Source organism: Streptomyces sp. 8N706, assembly GCF_052245415.1.
Taxonomy (GTDB): Bacteria; Actinomycetota; Actinomycetes; order Streptomycetales; family Streptomycetaceae; genus Streptomyces.
The window spans coordinates 1-21,549 of the sequence record NZ_JBQQBW010000074.1; the positions used below are offsets into that span (position 1 = coordinate 1).

At 72.0% G+C, this 21,549-nt stretch carries 14 protein-coding genes, 3 tRNA genes and 2 pseudogenes; 8 read left to right on the forward strand and 11 right to left on the reverse strand.

What is annotated here, in order from left to right; all coding sequences use genetic code 11:
* Positions 1 to 154: 154 nt before the first annotated feature.
* From purL to purS, 3 genes are read right to left on the reverse strand one after another with little or no spacing between them, the layout of a single operon-like run.
* On the reverse strand, positions 155 to 2,410 hold the full coding sequence (purL, locus tag ACTWQE_RS23815) for a phosphoribosylformylglycinamidine synthase subunit PurL (protein ID WP_443331097.1): 2,256 nt from the start codon (positions 2,408 to 2,410) through the stop codon (positions 155 to 157).
* Positions 2,411 to 2,430: 20 nt separating this feature from the next.
* Entirely contained in the window at positions 2,431 to 3,114 is a 684-nt protein-coding gene (gene purQ / locus ACTWQE_RS23820; RefSeq protein ID WP_443331074.1) for a phosphoribosylformylglycinamidine synthase subunit PurQ, read from the reverse strand.
* Positions 3,111 to 3,356, reverse strand: coding sequence for a phosphoribosylformylglycinamidine synthase subunit PurS (gene purS, locus ACTWQE_RS23825; RefSeq protein ID WP_443331075.1), 246 nt, complete (start codon positions 3,354 to 3,356; stop codon positions 3,111 to 3,113). The genes purQ and purS overlap by 4 nt, the downstream gene beginning before the upstream one ends.
* A gap of 299 nt (positions 3,357 to 3,655) precedes the next feature.
* Here purS and ACTWQE_RS23830 point away from each other — a divergent pair, with 299 nt between their 5' ends.
* The 6 genes and pseudogenes from ACTWQE_RS23830 (at position 3,656) to ACTWQE_RS23855 (ending at position 5,135) form a co-directional block, all read left to right on the forward strand.
* Positions 3,656 to 3,973 carry a histone-like nucleoid-structuring protein Lsr2 gene (locus ACTWQE_RS23830; protein ID WP_443331076.1) on the forward strand — a complete coding sequence of 106 codons (318 nt, stop codon included), beginning with the start codon at positions 3,656 to 3,658 and terminating at the stop codon, positions 3,971 to 3,973.
* An 86-nt stretch (positions 3,974 to 4,059) separates the two neighbouring features.
* Positions 4,060 to 4,131, forward strand: a tRNA-Gly gene (locus tag ACTWQE_RS23835).
* 77 nt (positions 4,132 to 4,208) lie between these two features.
* Positions 4,209 to 4,281 (forward strand) — tRNA-Gly (locus ACTWQE_RS23840).
* A gap of 167 nt (positions 4,282 to 4,448) precedes the next feature.
* Complete coding sequence (locus ACTWQE_RS23845) at positions 4,449 to 4,652, forward strand: hypothetical protein (RefSeq protein ID WP_443331100.1); 204 nt, start codon at positions 4,449 to 4,451, stop codon at positions 4,650 to 4,652.
* Positions 4,595 to 5,020: pseudogene (locus tag ACTWQE_RS23850) on the forward strand (LuxR C-terminal-related transcriptional regulator); the annotation flags it as partial. The gene ACTWQE_RS23845 and the pseudogene ACTWQE_RS23850, both read left to right, overlap by 58 nt.
* A gap of 42 nt (positions 5,021 to 5,062) precedes the next feature.
* A tRNA-Gly gene (locus ACTWQE_RS23855) sits at positions 5,063 to 5,135 on the forward strand.
* Positions 5,136 to 5,643: 508 nt separating this feature from the next.
* Here ACTWQE_RS23855 and ACTWQE_RS23860 read toward each other — a convergent pair.
* The 4 genes from ACTWQE_RS23860 to purD all read right to left on the reverse strand — a co-directional run bounded on the left by ACTWQE_RS23860 (position 5,644) and on the right by purD (position 11,831).
* Complete coding sequence (locus ACTWQE_RS23860) at positions 5,644 to 6,543, reverse strand: phosphoribosylaminoimidazolesuccinocarboxamide synthase (RefSeq protein WP_443331077.1); 900 nt, start codon at positions 6,541 to 6,543, stop codon at positions 5,644 to 5,646.
* 116 nt (positions 6,544 to 6,659) lie between these two features.
* Positions 6,660 to 8,150, reverse strand: coding sequence for a N,N-dimethylformamidase beta subunit family domain-containing protein (locus ACTWQE_RS23865; protein ID WP_443331078.1), 1,491 nt, complete (start codon positions 8,148 to 8,150; stop codon positions 6,660 to 6,662).
* A 182-nt stretch (positions 8,151 to 8,332) separates the two neighbouring features.
* On the reverse strand, positions 8,333 to 10,099 hold the full coding sequence (locus ACTWQE_RS23870; protein ID WP_443331079.1) for a hypothetical protein: 1,767 nt from the start codon (positions 10,097 to 10,099) through the stop codon (positions 8,333 to 8,335).
* 475 nt (positions 10,100 to 10,574) lie between these two features.
* The gene (gene purD, locus ACTWQE_RS23875) at positions 10,575 to 11,831 is read right to left on the reverse strand and encodes a phosphoribosylamine--glycine ligase (RefSeq protein WP_443331080.1); all 1,257 of its coding nucleotides are present in this window, start codon (positions 11,829 to 11,831) and stop codon (positions 10,575 to 10,577) included.
* A 599-nt stretch (positions 11,832 to 12,430) separates the two neighbouring features.
* On the opposite strand from purD, the gene ACTWQE_RS23880 reads away from it, so the two are divergent.
* Positions 12,431 to 13,171: an SLATT domain-containing protein gene (locus tag ACTWQE_RS23880; protein ID WP_443331098.1), complete on the forward strand. Its 741-nt coding sequence runs from the start codon at positions 12,431 to 12,433 to the stop codon at positions 13,169 to 13,171.
* A 34-nt stretch (positions 13,172 to 13,205) separates the two neighbouring features.
* Here the strand turns inward: ACTWQE_RS23880 and ACTWQE_RS23885 are convergent, their stop codons facing one another.
* The 4 genes and pseudogenes from ACTWQE_RS23885 to ACTWQE_RS23900 all read right to left on the reverse strand — a co-directional run bounded on the left by ACTWQE_RS23885 (position 13,206) and on the right by ACTWQE_RS23900 (position 19,200).
* Complete coding sequence (locus tag ACTWQE_RS23885) at positions 13,206 to 13,856, reverse strand: hypothetical protein (RefSeq protein ID WP_443331081.1); 651 nt, start codon at positions 13,854 to 13,856, stop codon at positions 13,206 to 13,208.
* Positions 13,857 to 13,935: 79 nt separating this feature from the next.
* Positions 13,936 to 16,640: pseudogene (locus ACTWQE_RS23890) on the reverse strand (glycosyltransferase); the annotation flags it as partial.
* A 288-nt stretch (positions 16,641 to 16,928) separates the two neighbouring features.
* Positions 16,929 to 17,609 (reverse strand): GntR family transcriptional regulator, encoded by a 681-nt coding sequence (locus tag ACTWQE_RS23895; protein WP_443331082.1) that lies wholly within the window; start codon positions 17,607 to 17,609, stop codon positions 16,929 to 16,931.
* A gap of 235 nt (positions 17,610 to 17,844) precedes the next feature.
* Entirely contained in the window at positions 17,845 to 19,200 is a 1,356-nt protein-coding gene (locus tag ACTWQE_RS23900) for an aspartate aminotransferase family protein (protein ID WP_443331083.1), read from the reverse strand.
* A gap of 257 nt (positions 19,201 to 19,457) precedes the next feature.
* Between ACTWQE_RS23900 and ACTWQE_RS23905 the strand changes: the two genes are divergently transcribed.
* The gene (locus ACTWQE_RS23905) at positions 19,458 to 21,404 is read left to right on the forward strand and encodes a protein kinase domain-containing protein (protein ID WP_443331084.1); all 1,947 of its coding nucleotides are present in this window, start codon (positions 19,458 to 19,460) and stop codon (positions 21,402 to 21,404) included.
* The last annotated feature ends 145 nt before the right edge of the window (positions 21,405 to 21,549 follow it).

The window sequence follows — 21,549 nt, forward strand, 5'->3', positions numbered from 1 at the left end:
CCCCGCTGGAAAGGGGGGGGGGGCCGCGGGCCGGTTGACGGGCCTCGGGCCGGTCGAGGTACGAGCCTCGGGACTGTTGACGCTCCTCAGGAGTGTCGAGGTGCGCGCCTCGGGCCTGTTGAGGTACGGGCCTCAGGCCTGTTGAGTACGGGCCTCAGGCCAGGAGCGCCGGGATCGTCGACTCGTACGACTCCCTCAGCTCGGCCAGCGGGATGCTGAACTGGCCCTGGATCTCGAGGGAGTCCCCGTCCACCACGCCGATGCGCGTGGCCGGGAGGCCGCGGGCGCCGCACATGTCGGTGAAGCGGAGTTCCTCGCTGCGCGGGACCGCGACGACCGCGCGGCCCGCCGACTCGGAGAAGAGGAGGACGAAGGGGTCCAGCCCCTCGGGGACCACGATCCGGGCCCCCTTGCCGCCCCGCAGGCACGACTCGACGAGCGCCTGCACCAGGCCGCCGTCGGACAGGTCGTGCGCGGCGTCGACCATGCCGTCCCGGGAGCCCGAGATCAGGATCTCGGCGAGCAGCTTCTCCCGGCCCAGGTCCACGGCCGGCGGAAGTCCGCCGAGGTGGTCGTGGACGACCTGGGACCAGGCCGAACCACCCAGCTCCTCCTTGGTGTCACCGAGCAGGTAGAGCAGCTGGCCCTCCTCGGCGAAGCCGATCGGCGTGCGCCGGTTGACATCGTCGATGACACCGAGCACCGCGACCACGGGTGTCGGGTGGATGGCGGTCTCGCCGGTCTGGTTGTAGAGGGAGACATTGCCTCCGGTGACCGGGGTGCCGAGCTCCAGACAGCCGTCCGCCAGACCACGCGTCGCCTCGGCGAACTGCCACATGACCGCCGGGTCCTCCGGCGAGCCGAAGTTCAGGCAGTTGGAGATGGCGAGCGGCTCGGCGCCGGCCGCGGCGACGTTGCGGTACGACTCCGCCAGCGCCAGCTGCGCGCCGGTGTACGGGTCGAGCTTGGCGTAGCGCCCGTTGCCGTCCGTCGCGACGGCGACACCCAGGTTGCTCTCCTCGTCGACACGGACCATGCCGGAGTCCTCCGGCTGCGCCAGCACCGTGTTGCCCTGCACAAAGCGGTCGTACTGGTCGGTCACCCAGGACTTGGACGCCTGGTTCGGGGAGGCGACCAGCTTCAGAACCTGCTCGCGCAGCTCATCGGCGTTCGCCGGGCGCGCCAGCTTGTTCGCGTCGTCGGCCTGGAGGGTGTCCTGCCAGTCCGGGCGTGCGTACGGGCGCTGGTAGACCGGGCCCTCGTGGGCGACGGTCCGCGGCGGTACGTCGACGATCTGCTCGCCGTGCCAGAAGATCTCCAGCCGCTCGCCGTCGGTCACCTCACCGATGACCGTGGCGATGACGTCCCACTTCTCGCAGATCTCCAGGAAGCGGCCGACCTTGTCCGGCTCGACGATCGCGCACATGCGCTCCTGGGACTCGCTCATGAGGATTTCCTCGGGCGAGAGGGTCGCGTCCCGGAGGGGCACGGTGTCCAGCTCGACCCGCATGCCGCCGGAGCCCGCGGAGGCCAGCTCGCTGGTGGCGCAGGACAGACCCGCTCCACCGAGGTCCTGGATGCCCGCGACCAGGTCCTCCTTGAAGATCTCCAGGGTGCACTCGATGAGCAGCTTCTCCTGGAAGGGGTCGCCGACCTGGACGGCGGGGCGCTTGGCCGGGCCGGTGGAGTCGAAGGTCTCGGAGGCGAGCACGGAGACGCCGCCGATGCCGTCACCGCCGGTGCGGGCGCCGTAGAGGATGACCTTGTTGCCGCTGCCGGAGGCCTTGGCGAGATGGATGTCCTCGTGCTTCATCACGCCCACGCACAAGGCGTTGACCAGCGGGTTTCCCTGGTAACAAGAGTCGAAGACCACCTCGCCGCCGATGTTGGGCAGGCCCAGGCAGTTGCCGTAGCCGCCGATGCCGGCCACAACGCCCGGCAGGACCCGCCGGGTGTCGGGGTGGTCGGCGGCGCCGAAGCGCAGCGGGTCCATCACCGCGACCGGACGGGCGCCCATCGCGAGGATGTCGCGCACGATCCCGCCCACGCCGGTGGCCGCGCCCTGGTAGGGCTCGATGTACGAGGGGTGGTTGTGCGACTCGACCTTGAAGGTGACGGCGTAGCCCTGGCCGACGTCGACGACGCCTGCGTTCTCACCGATCCCGACGAGCAGCGCGTCGTTCTCGGGCGCCTTCTCCCCGAACTGCTTCAGATGGACCTTGCTGGACTTGTACGAACAGTGCTCGGACCACATCACGGAGTACATCGCCAGTTCGGCGCCGGTCGGGCGGCGGCCGAGAATCTCCCGGATGCGCTCGTACTCGTCCGGCTTCAGGCCCAGTTCGGCCCAGGGCTGGTCGGTGTCCGGCGTCGCCGTGGCGTGCTCGACGGTGTCGAGGCGGTATTTCATGGTGCTCTCGCTGCGCTCGTTCACGATGCGTTGACCAGCTTCTTCAGGATCGAGGTGAAGAATCCGAGCCCGTCGGTGCCACCGGTGCCGACCAGGGGCTCGACGGCGTGCTCGGGGTGCGGCATGAGGCCCACGACATTGCCCGCCTCATTGGTGATGCCGGCGATGTCGCGGAGCGAACCGTTGGGGTTGACGTCCAGGTAGCGGAACGCGACCCGGCCCTCCGCCTCCAGCATGTCCAGAGTCCGCTCGTCGGCGACGTAGCGGCCGTCCATGTTCTTCAGCGGGATGTGGATCTCCTGGCCCGGGGAGTAGTCGGTGGTCCACGCCGTCTCCGCGTTCTCCACCCGCAGCTTCTGCTCGCGGCAGATGAAGTGGAGATGATCGTTTCCGAGCATCCCGCCGGGCAGCAGATGCGCCTCGGTGAGCACCTGGAATCCGTTGCAGATTCCCAGGACGGGGAGACCGCCCCTGGCCTGGTCGATGACGGTCTCCATCACCGGCGAGAAGCGGGAGATGGCACCGGCCCGCAAATAGTCGCCGTAGGAGAAGCCGCCCGGCAGGACGACCGCGTCGACCTGGTGGAGGTCCTTGTCGCGGTGCCAGAGCGCGACGGGCTCCGCACCGGCACGGCGGATGGCGCGCCGGCTGTCCCGGTCGTCGAGGCTGCCGGGAAACGTGACGACCCCGATGCGAGCCGTCACGATTCCACCTTCACGGTGAAGTCCTCGATCACGGTGTTGGCGAGGAAGGTCCCGGCCATCTCGTGGATACGGGCGAGTGCGGTGTCGTCGACCGGCCCCTCGACCTCGAGTTCAAAACGCTTTCCCTGGCGGACGTCCGCGATTCCGTCGAAGCCAAGGCGGGGCAGTGCACGCTGCACCGCCTGGCCCTGGGGGTCGAGGATCTCCGGCTTGAGCATGACGTCGACTACGACGCGTGCCACTGGCACTCCCGATGGTGTGGTGCGTAAGGCGGTGACCTCAGGGTACCCCGATCGAAAATCTACGCGAGTAGATATGCGGACGGCCGGTCACGTTTAGGCATCGGCAGGAGCAACCCCTGGGGAAAATCCAGGGAAAACCGTATGGTCCCGATTGCGGCGGGACACGCGGACGGAATTTACTGGGCTTCGCAATACAATGGCCGCCGCTGTACAAATGAAAAAGAACCGACAGCAGACATCTCGGCACTCCGCATCCATGCACGTCATTGCGGTGGTGTCGGACGAAAGGACCGATATCCGTGGCTCAGCGCGTAGTGGTCACACTCTCCGACGACATCGACGGCGGGGAAGCGGCGGAGACGGTCATCTTCGGTCTCGACGGGAAGTCGTACGAGATCGACCTCACCGCGGCCAATGCAAAGAAACTGCGTGGAGCCCTCGCACCGTACGTCGAGGCGGGCCGAAAGCGGTCCAAGTCGGGCAAGGCCTACCATCGCACCTCGGTCGCCCCGGACCCGTCGGCGGTGCGCGCATGGGCCCGGTCCCACGGCATGGAGGTGCCTCCGCGCGGCCGTATCCCCAAGAAGGTCTACGAGGCGTTCAACGCCTCCAGTTGACCGACTTGCACGGCACCCCGGGTGATCAGCTAAAGTCTGGAGCACGCCGAGGGGCGAGGCCGCAGGGCCGGACCTCACGGAGTCACGCGGGTGTAGCTCAGTAGTAGAGCGCCCCCTTTCCAAGGGGGAGGCGCAGTGTGCGATCCCTGTCACCCGCTCTGATCACTTTCCGACCACTCCGGTGGATCGGGTACAGTAGTGGTCGCGCCGGACGGTGAAAGCCGTTCGGAGGCATGCGGACGTGGCTCAGTTGGTAGAGCATCACCTTGCCAAGGTGAGGGTCGCGAGTTCGAATCTCGTCGTCCGCTCAGTGAAGAAGGCCCCCGGTCATCGCGACCGGGGGTCTTTTCTTTTGTCGCGCCCCGCCCTTGCCCCGGTGTCCCGGTTTCTCCTCCGGCGCCCCGATGACATCTGTCATGTCGAGTGATGAAACCGCGCACTGCCGGGAACGGCCGCGCGGCGGAACGCTGAAGCCATGAACATCGACCACCTCGACGACATCGGCGACATCGGCGCCACCCACGGTGACTTCGTGATCGACGTCACAGGGCTCCGGCGCAGTTATCAGGGCGGCTTCGAGGCGGTACGCGGCATCTCGTTCTCCGTGGCGCACGGAGAGAGGACGGTGTGGCGGTGGCCACATCTCTACGGGCCGAGGTGCCCGGCTGTCAGACCTTGATCGTAACCAGTCATGGCAGGCCCGGACAGCTCACGCGCGCCCTGGCGGCCGGGGTGCGCGGCTTCGTGCCCAAGACCGTGTCCGCGCAGCGGCTCGCCGAGATCATCCGGACCGTGCACGGCGGAAAACGCTATGTGGACCCCGAGTTGGCGGCTGACGCGATCAGCGCGGGGGACTCTCCGCTCACCGCGCGGGAGGCCGAGGTGCTGGAGCTGGCATCCGACGGTGCACCTGTCGCGGAGATCGCGCGGCGGGCCTCGCTCTCCCCCGGGACGGTCCGGAACTATCTCTCCTCGGCCGTCTCGAAGCTGTCCGCGGAGAACCGGCATACGGCGGTGCGCATCGCACGCGAGCGAGGTTGGCTATAGTAGGTCTCGCACGACGCCGGAAGGGCTGAGTGCAGCGTCTCTGCGGACGTGGCTCAGTTGGTAGAGCATCACCTTGCCAAGGTGAGGGTCGCGAGTTCGAATCTCGTCGTCCGCTCAGATGAAAGGCCCCGGTCGGATCCCGACCGGGGCCTTTCGCGTACCTCGCCGGAGCCCGCGAGGCGGTGTCCATGCGATCTCCGAAGGGCCGTAGGCCCTCTGCCCCTCTGCTCCCTGGAGACGGCGAGGGGAGCCGCGCTGGGTGGGCCCCCTGGCTTCGCCGGGGCCACCCAGCGGTAGCGGGGAGAGCCTCGCGCAGGCAGGGGGCACCCCGTCGAAGCCAAGGGCCCCCTCGTCCCGGGGCGCCCCTGCCAAAGCCGGGTGGGGGCCCCAGGGCCGTAGGTCAGGGTGGGAGCCATCACGTCGGAAAGCCAGGGAGCCCGCCCCCATGGGCGGTTGCGACAACGCGATGTGGGGTGCTCCCCGAGCTACCGCCGGGGCCGCAGCGGCCGAAGTCCTCTCCGGAAAGTGCCGTGGCCGGGGTACTCCCCCGGCCTTCGGCCGGGCGCACCCCCACCCGGACGGTCCGGTCGGGCCGCGGGCGCGACAGGATCGCCCGAGAGCGCCTACGACCAGGGAATGCCGGTCAAGCGCTCGTACGCCTCCACGTACTTGGCCCGGGTCCGCTCGACGATCAGGTCCGGGAGCGACGGCGGGGGCTGCTCGCCGCGGCGGTCCCAGCCCGCGGCCGGTGAGGTCAGCCAGTCACGGACGAACTGCTTGTCGAAGGAGGGCTGGGCGTGGCCGGGCTCCCAAACGTCGGCCGGCCAGAAGCGCGAGGAGTCCGGAGTCAGCACCTCGTCCGCCAGGACCAGATGCTCACCGTCGAAACCGAACTCGAACTTGGTGTCGGCGAGGATGATGCCGCGGTCACGGGCGATGTCCCGGGCCCGGCTGTAGACGGCCAGCGTCGTCTGGCGCAGCTGAGCCGCGGTCTCCGCACCGATCTGGCGGGCGACCTCCTCGTACGAGACGTTCTCGTCGTGGTCACCGACCGCGGCCTTGGTCGCCGGGGTGAAGATCGGGGCGGGCAGCTCGGAGCCGTCCACCAGGCCCTCGGGCAGCGCGAGGCCGCAGACCGTACGGGTCTCCTGGTACTCGGCGAGGCCGGAGCCGGTGAGATAGCCGCGGGCGACGCACTCGACCGGCACCATGCGCAGGGACTTGCAGACGAGGGTGCGGCCGGCCCAGTCGGCGGGGGCCCCCTCGGGCAGATCGGTGCTCAGCACATGATGCGGGGCCAGGTCGGCGAGCTGCTCGAACCACCACAGGGACAGCTGGGTGAGGACCCTGCCCTTGTCGGGGATCCCGGTCGGCAGTACCCAGTCGTAGGCGGAGATACGGTCGCTGGCGACCATGACGAGATCGCCCGAGGCGTTCTGGTAGAGGTCTCGCACCTTGCCGGTGTGCAGATGCACCAGTCCCGGTACCTGAGCGGGCTCGGGCTTTTCAACGAATCCGGACACGCTGCCTCCGCGTAGGTTGATCCAGCAGTCCCGATTCTCCCGTATCGGCTGCGCCGCGTCCCGCCAGGGTCCGGGAACCGGGGCGGCCGCGCATCTCGTCGGCGCGTCCCGGCGCGTCAGTCACGCTTGCAGATGCGGTCGAGGAGGTTGGCGGTGGCGCGCTGGATGCGCGGGTCGACATGGCCGGGGCGGTCCAGGGCCGGGGACCAGGCGAAGGTGCCGGAGGCGAAGACCAGGGCGCCGCTGGGAGCGCGGTAGAGGGAGGTCTCCTGGTGGCGCACGGTGCCCTCGACGTCCTCGTACGGGGAGTGGGCGAGCAGGATGCGGCGGGTGTGCTCGGGGAGGGACGTACGGGGGTAGTAGCGGTCGGCCTCGCCCGCGACCAGGCCCGGCAGTTCCTCGCCCTCGCCCGCTCCGGTGGCGTCCCACAGCCAGTGGTCGGCGTTGCGGACGACCATCGGGTGGGGCTCGGGGACCCCGCCCGCGTACTGGATGCCCAGCACCTGCTGTTCGGGCTGGGCGAGCTCGCGCCAGAGGGCGGGGCGGCCGGGGCCGCGGCGCTTGCGGCAGCTGAGCAGGCGGTCGGGCGCACCGGACGCCGACGGGGCCAGCTCCACCTGCCAGTACATGGTGTTGGCGGAGAGGAAGACCAGGGAGGTGCCGCTGTCGCGGGCCAGTTCGACGGTGCGGCGCATGGGGGCGGACCAGTACTCGTCATGGCCGGGGAAGACCAGGCCCCGGTAGCGGGTCGGGTCGATCCGGCCGGCGTGCAGATCACGGGTGTCCGCGTAGGCGACGTCGTAGCCGTAACGTTCGGCCCAGCGGATGAAGTCGTAGGCGTGGCCCACGTGCAGGGGGAGGCCCGCGCCCGCGTAGGGGCGGTCGAAGGAGACGGTGACGGCCGCGTCCTCCTCGCCGAGCAGTCGGCCCTCATCGTCCCAGGCGTGGTACAGGCTGGCGCCGGTGTGGCCGTCCTCGGGGTAGAGGTTGTAGGCCTGCCAGGTGATGTCGGGGAGCAGCAGGAGCAGGTCGGCCGGGTGGAAGTCGCGGACGGTGAAGGGGATGTGGCTTCGGTAGCCGTCGGCGGTGGTCAGCACGGCGACGTACGCGCCGTTGCTCCAGAGGGTGGGGACCTGGAGGCGCCAGGACAGCCACCAGTGGTGGCAGGAGACGGTCCGGTCGGCGGTGAGCGGGGCGGGCTGGACGATGCCGGACAGCCGGGGGCTGGTGGTGATCTTCGAGGCGCCGTCGCCGCCGTAGTGGCCGATGCGGTAGATGTCCACGGAGAACTGCTGCGGCGGGTCGACGGTGATGCGGAAGTCGATGGCCTCGCCGGGGGCAACGGCCGCGGCGGAGGCGAACCCCTTGATCTGGCGGCGGACGTCGTCCGCGGTGCGGGGGCCCGGACGGGAGCTGCGCCGGGGCGCCGGGATGCCGGGCTCGGCCGCGGCGACCGCCGGGTCGACGTACCACGGGACGACATGACCGGTGTCGTCGAAGTAGTTCTCGCTGCCGCGCAGCCAGGGCAGCGGCCCTTGGCCGAAGGGGTCGGAGACGGCATGCGCGAGCGCCCCCGACTCCCAGCGGCGGATCTTGTCCGTGCCCACGAACGATCCCTCCCGGACCTGCTGCTCCCCTGATCGGTTACAGCACATCACACTCGGCGCAGTGTTCGTAACTGTTCGTGGCGATTCGTTGTGTGCCGACGGTTGTCGAGCGGTGCTCAAGTGGTGCAAATGGGATGACTCTGATAAGAGGTCCATCTCTCGGACCGTTCTGGAGGGCGAGCCTAGACCAGACGCACGGGCTTTTCGGGCCGGACTCCGACGGAGGTCAGCCAGGTACGGAGCGGCTCGGGGTCGCCGTCCTCCACGAGGGCCAGGACGGGCGTGCCGAGCTCGGGGCCCCGCCGGCCCGACAGCAGCAGCACGGGGCCGTCCAGCCAGTCCAGCCCCGGAGCGGCGCCCGCGGTGTCCACGGCGGCGCAGCAGACCATGGCGGTGATGTGGTCGGCGAGCAAATCCCGCCCGGTGCGGGGCGGCTGTATCGGGAAGAGCGGAGCGGTTCCCGACTCCCCCCACGCGGCCGGCAACAGGTCCGGCGGGAACGCGCCCGGGGTCCCGGCTCCTTCAGCGGTGCCCGGGAGCTGCGCGGCAGCCGTACGGGCGGCCTGCCGGCCCGCTTCCTCCTCACGGGCCACCTCCTGGCCGAGATGGGCGGCCAGCTTCTCGCCGAGCCCCGCTCCGCCGTCGGCCGCGAGCCGGTCGACGACCCTCGCGAGGGTGGGCCCGGCGGCCCCGGAGTCTCCGGGGATGTGGGCACACGCCCGCGGCGCGGTCCTGTCGTCGGCGGGGTGCCGCGGCCCGGAGTCCCGCGGGGCCGGTTCGTCGGCGGGGTGCCCCGGCCCGGAACCCGGCGGGGTCAGTTCGTCCAGGACGCGGTGGAGCCGGGAGGCCTCCAGGCGCCATTTGCGGTCCACGACCTCCTCGGGGTACGTGGCCCAGTCGACCGGGGACCAGTCCGGGCCGGGCACCGGGGACCCCCCGTGGAACAGCCGGGCCGCCAGCAGTGACGCCGCCTCGTCGACCGCGCCCGGCTCCTCCAGGAGGTCGCAGGCGGGCCGCTCCCCGAGGCGGGAGGCGAACCCCTCGGCGAGCCGGTCACGGCGGGAGAGCTCGGTGAGGGCCGCGACCACCCCGGCGTCGAGACGGGAGGGCCAGCGGCCCATCCGCCATGCGGGCAGCGCCACCCGGGTCAGCAGCCGGTCCCAGCCGGCGTACGCGAGGCCGACCTGCTCCTGGGCGACGATCCGCAGCCCGTAGTCCACCGCCTGGGCACGGCTGGACGCCGCGGCGGCGACGCCCCGCTCCATCTCGGCCGCGTGATCACGGCAGCCCCGCAGCAGCAGCCGGGCGGTCCAGCCGACGAAGGCCAGGGCCGGGCGGCGCGCGGCGACGGCCACCGCCGCGTCCAGGCCCCGTACGAACCGGCGGGCGGCAGCTATGTCCGGATGCGCGGAAGGCCCGGTCCCGGCCACGACGGGCGCGAGGACCGCCCGCAGCTCGGCCACCCGCATCCACCACAGGAACGGGGAGCCGATGACCAGGACCGGCGGCGCCGTGGGCCGCCGGGTGCCGCGGCCCGCCAGGTGGGTGCGGTCCTCCAGCCAGCTGTCGCAGTCCGGGGTCAGCGCTATGGCCGACGGAGCCGGGACATCGAGGCGGTCCGCGAGGTCGTGCACGAGGCGGTAGAGGTCCGGCGCCTTCTCCAGGGCGATCGGGACGGTGGGACTGACCGCGGGCCGGGCCCGTGCGACCACGGCGGCCACGGCGGCCGCCAGCAGCAGCGTGACGACGGCGGCGCCCAGGAAGGCCCAGCGGACCGCGTCCCAGCCCGCACCGCCGATCCGGCCCGTGGCGGCGGCGACGGCCAGCACCACGGCGACAGCCGCGGGCAGCAGGGCCACGGCCAGCGCGGAACTGCGCACGCGCAGCACCGCCAGCGCCCTGGAGCGCGCGAAGTGCGAGCCTGGCTCCGCACCTGACGGTTCGGACACGGTCGAAGGTCACCCCCTGCTGGCTACTGCCTGTCGCGGCCTGCCCACTCCCCACTGTGGCACCGGGCACCGGCCTCGCAATGCCGGTGGGCCAGTTGCCGGAGCGCGGCTCGTCGGCACCCCGCGGCCCGGCATGCGCGGAACCCTAGTTGGGGGGTGCGCATGCGTCAGCGGTATGACGGAGCGGTCACCCGATGGAATGGCTTTGGTCAAAGCCGGTTCCGTTGCGCTTCGCTCTAGGGGTGGGTTCACGCCAGGCGGCGGCGCCCGGAGGAACTCCCTGGCACACCGGCCGTCCGTCGCTACCCACCGCCCCCCTCATCACGGCCGGGCGACCATGGGCCCCGCACCACGGCCGGGTCGAACCATTGTCCCCGCGCCACCGCCGGGCTGACCACCACCCCCCACGCCACAGCCGGGCTCGGCCCCGTGCCATGGCCGCGGCACGTCAGGCCGGTGCAGCCGGTGCGCCCGGTCAGCTCTCCGCCGACGCAGCCTTGGCCGCGATGTCCGTACGGTGGTGCGAGCCGTCCAGATGAAGACGCGAGACCGCCCGGTAGGCGCGGTCGCGGGCCGTGGAGAGGTCCGAGCCGGTCGCCGTGACCGACAGCACACGGCCGCCCGCGCTCAGCACCTCGCCCGACGCGCCCCGCTTCGTGCCCGCGTGCAGCACGTACGCGTGCTCGTCCTGCTCCGCGACCTCCGAGAGGCCCTCGATCGGGTCACCCGTGCGCGGCGTCCCGGGGTAGTTGTGTGAGGCGATGACGACGGTGACCGCGGCGCCGTCGCTCCACCGCAGGGCCGGGAACGTTGCCAGGGCGCCGGTGGCCGCCGCGCGCAGCAGCCCCGCCAGCGGCGTCCGCAGCCGCGCCAGCACGACCTGGGTCTCCGGGTCGCCGAAGCGGGCGTTGAACTCGATGACCCGTACGCCGCGGGAGGTGATCGCCAGACCGGCGTAGAGGAGTCCGGAGAAGGGCGTGCCCCGGCGGCGGAGTTCGTCCACCGTCGGCTGCAGCACGGTCTGCACGACCTCGTCGACGAGCTTCGGGTCGGCCCACGGCAGCGGCGAGTACGCGCCCATCCCGCCGGTGTTCGGCCCCTCGTCCGCGTCCAGCGCCCGCTTGAAGTCCTGCGCGGGCTGGAGGGGTACGACCGTCTCGCCGTCGGTGACGGCGAACAGCGACACCTCGGGCCCGTCCAGGAACTCCTCGATGACCACGCGGTCGCAGGCCAGCGCGTGCCGGCGGGCGGCCTCGATGTCGTCCGTGACGACGACGCCCTTACCGGCGGCCAGGCCGTCGTCCTTCACCACGTACGGGGGCCCGAAGGCGTCCAGCGCCTCGTCGACCTCCTGTGCGTCGGCGCAGACGTACGCCCGGGCGGTGGGCACGTTCGCCGCCGCCATGACGTCCTTGGCGAAGGCCTTGGAGCCCTCCAGCCGCGCCGCCTCGGCGGACGGCCCGAAGACGGGGATGCCCCGCGCGCGGACCGCGTCCGCGACACCGGCGACCAGCGGCGCCTCGGGCCCTACGACCACCAGGTCGGCGGCCAGCTCCGCCGCCAGACCGGCCACCGCGGGGCCGTCCAGGGCATCCACCGGGTGCAGTTCGGCGACCTCCGCGATACCGGCGTTGCCGGGGGCGCAGTGCAGCGCGGTGACGTCGGGATCGAGGGAGAGAGAGCGGCACAGGGCGTGTTCGCGGGCGCCGCCGCCGATGACAAGGACCTTCACGCGCTTCAGGGTAATGGCCCGCACCCCGGGGCCGGTGTGCCGCCCCTCCCGGGCGGGACCGCGCCTCGTGTCCGGGCGGGGCCGATCACGCTCCTCGGGCTGGAACCGCACCCCGTCTCCCGGCGGAACCACGCCTCGACTCCCGCCAGGACCCCGACTCATCCACGGCAGGGCCGATCCCACTCTTCTGGCCGGAACCACACCCCGCCTCCGGACACGACCGGTCCTCCTCTCCGGGCGGAACCGCGCCTCGTCCGGGCAAAGGCCGTTCCCGCTCTCCAGCCCGGAGGGCCGAACCGCAGCCCCTCACCGGGCGGGACCACGCCCCGTCTCCGGGCGGGGGCCCCGCCCTGCCCTCGGGCGGCTCGCCCACTCCTGCGCCCGGCCCGAGCCGCGGCACTCTTTCGGGTGAGCCGTCCGCGGCGCCTATACCTGATCACGCCCCCCTTCCGAGCGGCAATCTCGCGATCATGCCCTCGAGCCCAGCCTTTCGGCGGTAGGAAGGGGCCCGCGCACGCACCGCACCGGGCATCACGCGGGGCACCGCCACAGAACCGCAGGGCCATCGCAGAGGGAGCGCACGGGTGAGCAAGCCGGAGATGCAGCCCGAGGGGCTCCCGCGCGAGGGATGGGGGAAAGGGGGGATGGGGTCCGGGGAGAGCCACGCCGACCTGCTCGGCCGGCCCCTTCCGGCGGGCGACTGGGGTGAGCCCGCTGACCGCCTCGAGGATTTGTACCGGTGGGTCGAGAGCCGCGCGCTGGAGACCGTCGACTGGTATCTCGCGGGGCGGCTGTGGAAGCGGCGCGGGGCCAGGGCGCTGCGGATGGCCGCAGCCGTCGCGGCCGGCGTCGGCGTCACCCTGCCCCTGCTGGGCCTCATCGGCCTGCTGGCCGACGGCGCCGGCTGGGGCTATCTCGCGCTGCTGGTGGCCGCGGTGTGCGTGGGCGCCGACCGGTTCTTCGGGCTGACGTCGGGCTGGATCCGGGACGTGGCGACGGCGCAGGCGGTGCAGCGGCGGCTGGAGGCGCTCCAGTTCGACTGGGCGTCGGAGAGCGTCCGGGAGGTGCTCGGCCCGACCGAGGGCACCGCGAGCGAGGCCGCCGAACGCTGTCTGTCGGTGCTGCGCCGCTTCTCCGAGGGCGTCTCCGAACTCGTACGGTCCGAGACCGCCGACTGGATGGTGGAGTTCCGGGCCGGCTCGGCCCCCTTGCGCACCCAGTCGCTGGTGCCGTGGGGGCCGCGGCCGGAGCACCACGGACAGCCACCGAGCCGCCTTCCGCTGCCCCCCGGAAGCCGCCCGAACATGCCGCGGCAGCGGCCGCCCGAAACACCGCGCTGACCGTGCCGGCCGGCCGCTCACCGGGCCCCGGGGCTCAGCTGAAGACGATCATCGATCCCTGGCCCAGACTGCGGGTCGCCGCCGCGTGCAGCCCCAGCCAGACGTGCCGCTCACGGGCGTACGGGCTGTCGTCGTACGGGGCCGTGGCCGCGGGCTCCTCCAAGGACGTCGGGCGGCCCGGGGCTGCGGGCGCCGCGGGCGGGTTGGCCGGGTCGATGCCGATCGCCGGTGCCACCGCCTCCAGTTCGCGCAGCAGACCGCTGCTGGATCCCAACGGGCCGCCGCCTGCGAGCAGTTCCTCGTTGGCCAGCGGCTGCGGGAAGTCCACCGGCACATACGCGCCCGCATGGTCGTAGTGCCACACCAGATGCGACTGCTGCGCGGTGGCCTCGAACATCTCCAGCAACTGCTCGTAGTCGCCGCCCAGTTCGTCGACCGGGGTCACCGGCAGCCCGCAGATCTGCAGCAGATACGCCCGGCGCAGGAAGTGGAGTGCGTCGTAGTCGAATCCCGCGACCGGGGCGACGTCGCCGGACAGGCCCGGCATATAGCCGAAGACCGGGACGGGCGGCAGATTCGCCTCGCTCAGCGCCTTGTCGTAGACCGCGAGCTCTTCGGCGAACGGATTGTCGGGGCTGTGGCACAGCACATCGACGAGGGGGACCAACCACAGGTCACACGCCACGGGGGCTCGCTCTCTCTCGGGTGCCGGACGCTTGCTCGGTGAGATGGTCGGGACAGCGTAGTGCCCCGGGCACGCTGCGTCAGCCCACGTCCCACACCCAGGCGTCCCCGACACGCTCGCCCGTACGGCCGAGCAGCCGCTGAACGGTGATCCGCAGCGCCTCGTCGTTCGGCTGCGGCGCCAGGACCAGGGCACCGGCGTGCCAGTATTCCAGGTCCTCCCGGGCTGCCCGCCGCTGCTGCGCACCGATGGGGGGGACCAGGCCGGTGTAGCGGACATCACGGAGCAGTTCGCTGGTGGGGCGCGGTACGGCGCCGTAGATCCCGACCCGGTCGGGTCCGAAGGGACCGTTGAAGTAGCCGCCGGGCAGCGTAAAGCCGAAGCCGGCGTCGGTCTGCCACTTCAGTGCGCTCGCCTCGCCCGGCGACGGCAGCGGTACGGGCACGAGTGACTGGCCCGGCCGGACGTACGAGCGCCACTCGCCGTGCGTGACGACCGAGGGGACGACCGGCCGGTCGACGGTCTCCAGGGGCGTGGGGACGATCGGCAGCAGCGCGGCGGCCAGGGCAATACCGCCGGTGACCCGGACCATGCGCGCCGGGCCGGGTCCACTCCGGTCCGGGTCCGCCGGGGTCACGGCAGCCGCCGCCCGCGCCACCGCCGTCCAGGCCAGGGCCAGCAGCATGCCGATGGCCGGAGCGCACACCATCGCGTAACGCGACTCGATGACCGACTCGAACAGCGGCAGTCTGTCGAAGACCCACCAGGGGCCGGGTGCCGTCGCGTCCGTGAACGGCAGCGGGACCCGGGCGCCCAGGGACAACAGGGCGACGACGACCGTCGTGCAGGTCAGGGCTCGTACGGCCACGCTGTTCCAGAGGGTCACGGCGATGGCGAGCAGCAGGGAGACCAGCGGCCAGCCGTAGAAGGCGTTCTGCTCGGTCGGATTGAGGGACAGCGCGCCCGCCGTCTCCTCGTCGCCCGCCAGTGCGCGGCCGGAGAACTCGATGAGGGCGAGCGGGGGGTTGCCGGTCGGGCCGTGGAGGATGCTGCGGTAACTCTGGTCGCCGGAGAACTGCCAGTACAGCGGGTACGCGACGAGGGGCAGACAGACCGCGGCGCCGATGCCGAGGCCACGCAGGAGCGGCAGGGCGGCGGCGCGTGCCTCGGCGGGGCGCATACAGGCGTAGGCGACCGCGAAGACCAGCATGCCGGTGGCGGCGAGCAGCAACGATTCCTCGCCGAGGAAGATCTGCCAGGCGACGAGCAGTCCGAGTACGACCCCGTCGCGCACCACCCGCGGGCCCCGCCCGCCGTCGGTGCCCGCCGTGGCGGCCCCGTCGGGCCGGGCCCCGCACAGCCTCAGGACTCGGTCGATGATCAGGGGGATGACGAAGAGCACCACCAGATTGGGGTGGGCGTTGGCGTGCGAGATCATCGGTGGCGCGAAGGCGCTGAACGCCCCGCCCAGGAAGGCCGCCGCGCGGTCGCGGGTGAGGTGGGTGCGGATCAGCCGGTACCAGGCGGTGGCGGTCGCCGCGAGCCCGCCGGTGAGGACGAGCGCCCAGGTCACGGTCGGTCCGAAGAGGGCGGTGACGGGTGCGAGGGGGACGGACAGGCCGAGCATCACGGTGTTCGCCATGAGGTTCACACCGAGCGGGAAGTTCTGCTGGACGGTGAAGAGCGGGTTGTCCAGGTTCAGCACGTTGTGGGCGGTGACCGCGAAGAACCACTCCCACTGGCTCTGGTCGCGCATGCTGTCGACGAGATAGCGCCGGTCGAGGTCGGCCCAGAGGTGGATGTACAGCAGAAAGGCCGCCAGCAGATGACCGAGGGGCACGGCGACGGCGGCCGGGCGGATACGCCGGAGCCAGGTCCGCCGCGGTGCGTCGGGCTCAGGGCCTTCCCCGCCGGTCCGTCCCTGGCGCACCCCGTCCTGTGGGCGTGCCCCGTCCTGTGGGCGTGCCCCGTCCCCGTCCTGGGCGCGTACCCCGTCCTGTGTACGCACCCCGTCTCTCGTCTCGTCCGGCGTCCCGTCGGGCGTCGTTCCCGTGTCCGTCACCGCGTCCGTCACCGCGTCCTCGTTTCGCGCCGCAGCCGGACCCGTACGATCTCGGCCAGCACCTTGGCGTAGTCCAGCGGACCGACCTTGGATCCGGGCTGGTGGGCCCAGCGCACCGGTACCTCGGCTATCGGCCAGCCGTTGACGTGGAAGATCCGCAGGATCTCGACATCGAAGCCCCAGCCGTCGGTACGGGCGCGGGCGAACGCCGTCCGCGCCTTGTCCCCGTCGAAGAGCTTGAACCCGCACTGGGTGTCGCGTATCCCGGGCACCGCCATGGTCTGTATCAACCGGTTCCCGGCCTTCCCCAGCAGTTCGCGCACCACATGCTGGCGGGCCTCGATCCGGGATCCGGGGCGGGCCCGCGAGCCGATCGCGGCGGCGTAGCCCTCGTCCAGCCGCTCGTGCAGCCGGCCCATCTCGTCGATGGGCGTTGCGGCGTCGGCGTCGCAGAAAAGCACGCGGCTGCCACGCGAGGCCCGTATCCCGATCCGTACAGCGTGGCCCTTGCCGCGGTTGACGGGGACGCGCAGCAGCCGGATACGGGGCTCGGCGGCGACGGCTTCGGCGGCGACCGCGGCAGTGGCGTCGGTCGAGCCGTCGTCGACGACGATCAGCTCCCAGCGGCAGCCGGTGGTGCGGAGGTAGTGGCGCACCTGGTCCAGGCCGGGGCGCAGCCGGTGCTCCTCGTTGAAGGCCGGGATGACCACCGAGACGTCGACGACCGCGGCGGACTCGGCGGGGAGGTGCTGCCTGGGCGCGGGCACCGCCGCCCGGTGTACGGCGTCCATGCCTTCTCCCCCTCCTGCATTCCCCGTGCCGCGGTCGACCGTGTGTACGGTACCGGCCCGCCCATGGGCGAACGGGCCAAGGGCCAAGGGAACAAAGGCCGGTGGCCTTTTCCGCCGGTCACTGTTACGACGACGGGGAGCCGTCCCTGGTTGTACGGCCCGCGCGGCCGCACTGCTCGACGAACGGCGGAAGCCGCTCGGCCCGACCCGCCCCGCGAGTCAGTCGGCCGTCCCGATCAGGTGGTCGAGCAGGTGGAGGCAGTGGTCGTTGTACTCGGTGACGATGCGCTGCGCGGCCGCGGCGTCCCGGGCGGCGACGGCGTCGACGAGCTCCCGGTGACGGCTCCACAGCCGCCCCTGGAGATCCCCCTCGCGGCGCAGATACGGCACGGTGAACGCCCAGCACTGCACGCGCACCCGGTCCAGCAGATCCGCTAGGTACGGATTGCCGACCAGGCCGCCCAGCTCGCGCCAGAACCTCAGGTCGTAGCCGATGAGGATGTCGAGGTCACCCGCGCGCGAGGCCCGCTCGGCCTCGTCGGCCCGTCGCCGTACGGAGGCGAGCCCGCCCGTGTCCACCGCCCGCTTCAGACGCTCCGTGGCCAACCGGAAGATGCCGTCGCCGACGAGGGCGCGGGCCTCGACCATGTTGCGGAAGTCGTCGGGGGTGAACCGGCGCACCTGGAAGCCCCGGTGGTGCTCCAGATGGACCAGGCCCTGGGCCGCGAGGTCGACGAGCGCTTCCCGCACGGGCGTGGCCGAGACGCCGTACTGCTCGGCGATCTCCTTCACGGTGACGTGCCGCCCAGCGGGCAGCCGGCCCGCGAGCACCTCGTCGCGCAGCGCCTCGGCGATCTGCTGCCGCAGGGTGTTGCGCGTGACGGGTCCATGGCCGGGCATGTGTCGGGGTCTCCTTCGCGAACCGCGGCCGCACGCACACGCGAGCGGCCGTCGCCACACGATAGGCGACGGCCGCACGGGCGGACTCCGGCTCGTCGGCGCAGGCCGGGCCGTTCTTCAGGCCGCGTGGGCCGCGCTGCAGGCCGTGGATCGTTGTTCAACCCGTGTGTGCCGCTCCTCAGGCCGCGGCCGCATCAGATCCATGTGGGCCGCTCCTCACGCCGCGGGCCGCTCCTCAGACCGTGTGCGCGTCGGCCACCGACAGGGCCTCGTCGAGGGCCGCCAGACCTTCCTTGGCCTCCGCCTCGGTGATCGTGCACGGCGGAACCACATGGGTGCGGTTCATGTTCACGAACGGCCACAGACCGCGCTGCTTGCACGCCGCCGTGAACTCGGCCATCGGGGCGTTGGCCGCCCCGGAGGCGTTGTACGGCACCAGCGGCTCCCTGGTCCCGCGGTCCCGGACCAGCTCCAGCGCCCAGAAAACACCCATGCCGCGGATCTCGCCCACGCTCGGGTGGCGCTCGGCGAGCGCGCGCAGTCCGGGCCCGAGGACGGTCTCGCCGATCGCGGCCGCGTTCTCGACAATGCCCTCCTCCTCCATCGCATTGATCGTCGCGATGGCCGAGGCGCAGGCCAGCGGGTGACCGGAGTACGTCAGACCACCCGGGTAGGGCCGCTGGTCGAAGGTCGCGGCGATCTCCGCGGAGATCGCGACGCCGCCGAGCGGGACGTAGCCGGAGTTGACGCCCTTGGCGAAGGTCATCAGGTCGGGCGTGACATCGAAGTGGTCGGCGGCGAACCAGCGGCCCGTACGGCCGAAGCCCGCCATCACCTCGTCGAGGACGAAGACGATCCCGTACCGGTCACAGATCTCCCGGACGCCCGCGAGATAGCCGGCGGGCGGAACGAGGATCCCCGCGGTGCCGACGACGGTCTCGAGAACGATCGCGGCGATCGACTGCGGCCCCTCGAAGGCGATCAGCTGCTCGAGGTGCGCCAGAGCGCGCTCGGACTCCTGCGCCTCGCTCTCCGCGTGGAAGTGGGAGCGGTAGAGGAACGGGCCCCAGAAGTGCACGACGCCCGCGGAAGCGGTGTCGGAGGGCCAGCGGCGCGGGTCGCCGGTGAGGTTGATCGCGGCGGCGGTGGCCCCGTGGTACGAGCGGTACGCGGACAGGACCTTCGCCCGGCCGGTGTGCAGCCGGGCCATCCGTACGGCGTTCTCGACGGCCTCGGCCCCGCCGTTGGTGAAGAAGATCTTGTCCAGGTCACCGGGGGTGCGCCCGGCGATCAGCCGCGCGGCCTCCGCCCGTACGTCCACGGCGAAGCCCGGCGCGATCGTGCACAGCTTGCCGGCCTGCTCCTGGATCGCCGCGACGACCTTGGGGTGCTGGTGGCCGATGTTGGTGTTGACCAGCTGGGAGGAGAAGTCGAGGTAGCGGTTGCCGTCGTAGTCCCAGAAGTACGAGCCTTCCGCTCCGGCGACGGGCAGGGGGTCGATGAGCCCCTGCGCGGACCAGGAGTGGAAGACATGGGCGCGGTCGGCGGCCTTGACAGCCTTCCCGACCCGGGGATCTGCGGATGGGGTCATGCGCTCCAGCGTAAGGAGCGGGGCGGGCCGCCCGACACCGCCAACCTGTATGGCCTCGGCCACGCCGCCCGGCATCCTGTCGGGTCGCCCGGCGGGTGCTGGAAGGCGTCCCCGGGCCGGCCCGGCACCCGCCCGCCCGGCGGGTGCCGGGAACTCGGGCGGACTCGGGCGGACTCAAGCGCCGGGGCCCGCTATCGCCGGCCCGCCTATCCTCGTCTGGCAGCGCAGCGCACCAGTGAGCGGGGGGACCGCGGCCCATGGATGAGTTGAGAACCGAAGATCCTCAGTGGATCGGTGAATACCGGCTGCTCGGCCGGCTGGGCGCGGGTGGCATGGGGCGTGTGTATCTGGCCCGGTCCGAGCGGGGCCGTACGGTCGCAGTCAAGCTCGTCCAGGCCGAGCTGGCCCATCAGTCCGACTTCCGGCGCCGATTCGCGCAGGAGGTGGAGTCGGCCCGGCGGGTGGGCGGCCGGTGGACCGCCCCCGTACTCGACGCCGACACCGAGGCCGACACTCCCTGGGTGGCGACCGGGTACATCGGCGGGCCGTCCCTCCACGCCGTCGTCGCTGAGGACTTCGGGCCCCTGCCGGAGCATTCGGTACGGGTCCTGGCCGACGGTCTTGCCCACGCGCTGCGCGACATCCACGGCGCCGGGCTCGTCCACCGCGACCTCAAACCGTCCAACGTCCTCATCACCATCGACGGCCCGCGCGTCATCGACTTCGGTATCGCCCGAGCCGTGGAGACGCCGGCGGGCGGCGGGCTGACGATGACGGGGGCAGTTGTCGGATCGCCCGGTTTCATGTCGCCGGAGCAGGTGCGCGGGGAGCGCGTCAGCACCGCGAGCGACCTCTTCTGTCTCGGGTCGGTGCTGGCCTTCGCGGCCACCGGGCGCCAGCCGTTCGGCACCGCCGACAGCGGTCTGCACGCGCTGATGTTCCGGATAGCCGAGGAGGAGCCCGATCTGACGGGCCTCCCCGACGGGCTCCGGGAGCTGGTCCTCGGCTGCCTCGCCAAGAGCCCCGCCGAGCGGTTCACCGTGGAGCAGGTGATCGAACGCTCGGGCGACGGGTCGGGGGAGGAGCCGTGGCTGCCCGGCGGACTCCTCGCCCGTCTCGGGCGTGACGCGCTGCAACTGCTGGAGGCGGAGATCCCACGGGCTTCCACGGCGTCCGCCGACCCGTCGGGCGCCGCTCGACCGTTTTCCGGGGGCCCCTCGGCAGCCTCTCCACCGTTGTCCGAACCCCGCTCGGCATCCGCTCCGCCACTGTCCGGGCCCCACTCCGCCTCCGCTCCCCCGTCGTCCGGAGCCCCCTCGGCGCCTCAGGCCGTCGCCACACCGCCGTCCGTCACCCCCCTGCCGTCGGCCCAGCCACCGCCCGTCGCCCCCGCACTGTCCACCCCGGCCTCCCCCGGCCATCCCTGGACGGGCGGAACCACAGCCCCGTATCTGCCCGGCCCCGCGCCCGCCCCCTACCCCCGCCCCCACCACCCGGCAGCGCCCCCGGTGTGGCGGTCGCCGCGCGCCCTGGGGACCTGGCTCGCCGTCCTGCTCGGGATATCGGGCGTGTTCACCCTGATCGACCTCACCCTCAACTCCACTCTGTACGGGGCCTACACGGACTACTTCGAGGGCACCGGGACCCTCGCCGCGATCACCGATCGCACGACCTCCATTGACGCGGTCGGCGTCTTCGCCGCCCTGATCAGTCTCGCGACGATCGTGGTGTGGCCGGTCTGGTTCCGGCGTCTCCACATCAACGCGGAACTCCTCGCCCCGCGAGGACAGCGCTTCAGCCGCGGATGGGCCGTCGGCTCCTGGTTCGTCCCGGTGGCGCAGCTCTGGATCCCCAAGCAGATGGTGAACGACATCTGGCGTGCGAGCGTCTCGCCCGCACCGGGCCCGTACCCGGGCCGCCCGGGGGCGCCGCGCAGAAACGCGCTGCTCAACTGGTGGTGGGGGCTGTACCTCACGATGTGCCTGTCCGGCCTGGTCAGCGCCCTGGTGTTCGCCGCCGCCGTCTCCCACAGCGATCACCGGGGCGCGACGGCCTGGGCCATCCTGACCGACCTCGCCGAGCTCCCGGCGTCCGCCCTCGCCGTCGCCGCGGTCCTCCGGCTCACCTTCCTGCAGGAGAAGCGCGCCGGCGGCGGGCAGGGCGCGACCGGGCCGTACGGGCCGGGGTACGGCCGGAGGTACTGACCTCGGACCTCGGACCAGGAAGTCCCCGATTGACAGCACGCTGCCTTTTTGACAGCATGCTGCATATCGCCGGTGCCTGTCCCGCCCGCCGCACCACCCCAGGACCGCGGCGCCGGCCCAGGACCGTTCCGGACCGAGGAGGAGC

Excerpts from the sequence above, each read along its gene's own strand:
- purL (WP_443331097.1), bottom strand. The coding sequence starts at position 2,410 with ATGAAATACCGCCTCGACACCGTCGAGCACGCCACGGCGACGCCGGAC.
- ACTWQE_RS23905 (WP_443331084.1), top strand. The coding sequence starts at position 19,458 with ATGGATGAGTTGAGAACCGAAGATCCTCAGTGGATCGGTGAATACCGG.
- ACTWQE_RS23895 (WP_443331082.1), bottom strand. The coding sequence starts at position 17,609 with ATGCCCGGCCATGGACCCGTCACGCGCAACACCCTGCGGCAGCAGATC.
- ACTWQE_RS23880 (WP_443331098.1), top strand. The coding sequence starts at position 12,431 with ATGCAGCCCGAGGGGCTCCCGCGCGAGGGATGGGGGAAAGGGGGGATG.
- ACTWQE_RS23845 (WP_443331100.1), top strand. The coding sequence starts at position 4,449 with ATGAACATCGACCACCTCGACGACATCGGCGACATCGGCGCCACCCAC.
- ACTWQE_RS23900 (WP_443331083.1), bottom strand. The coding sequence starts at position 19,200 with ATGACCCCATCCGCAGATCCCCGGGTCGGGAAGGCTGTCAAGGCCGCC.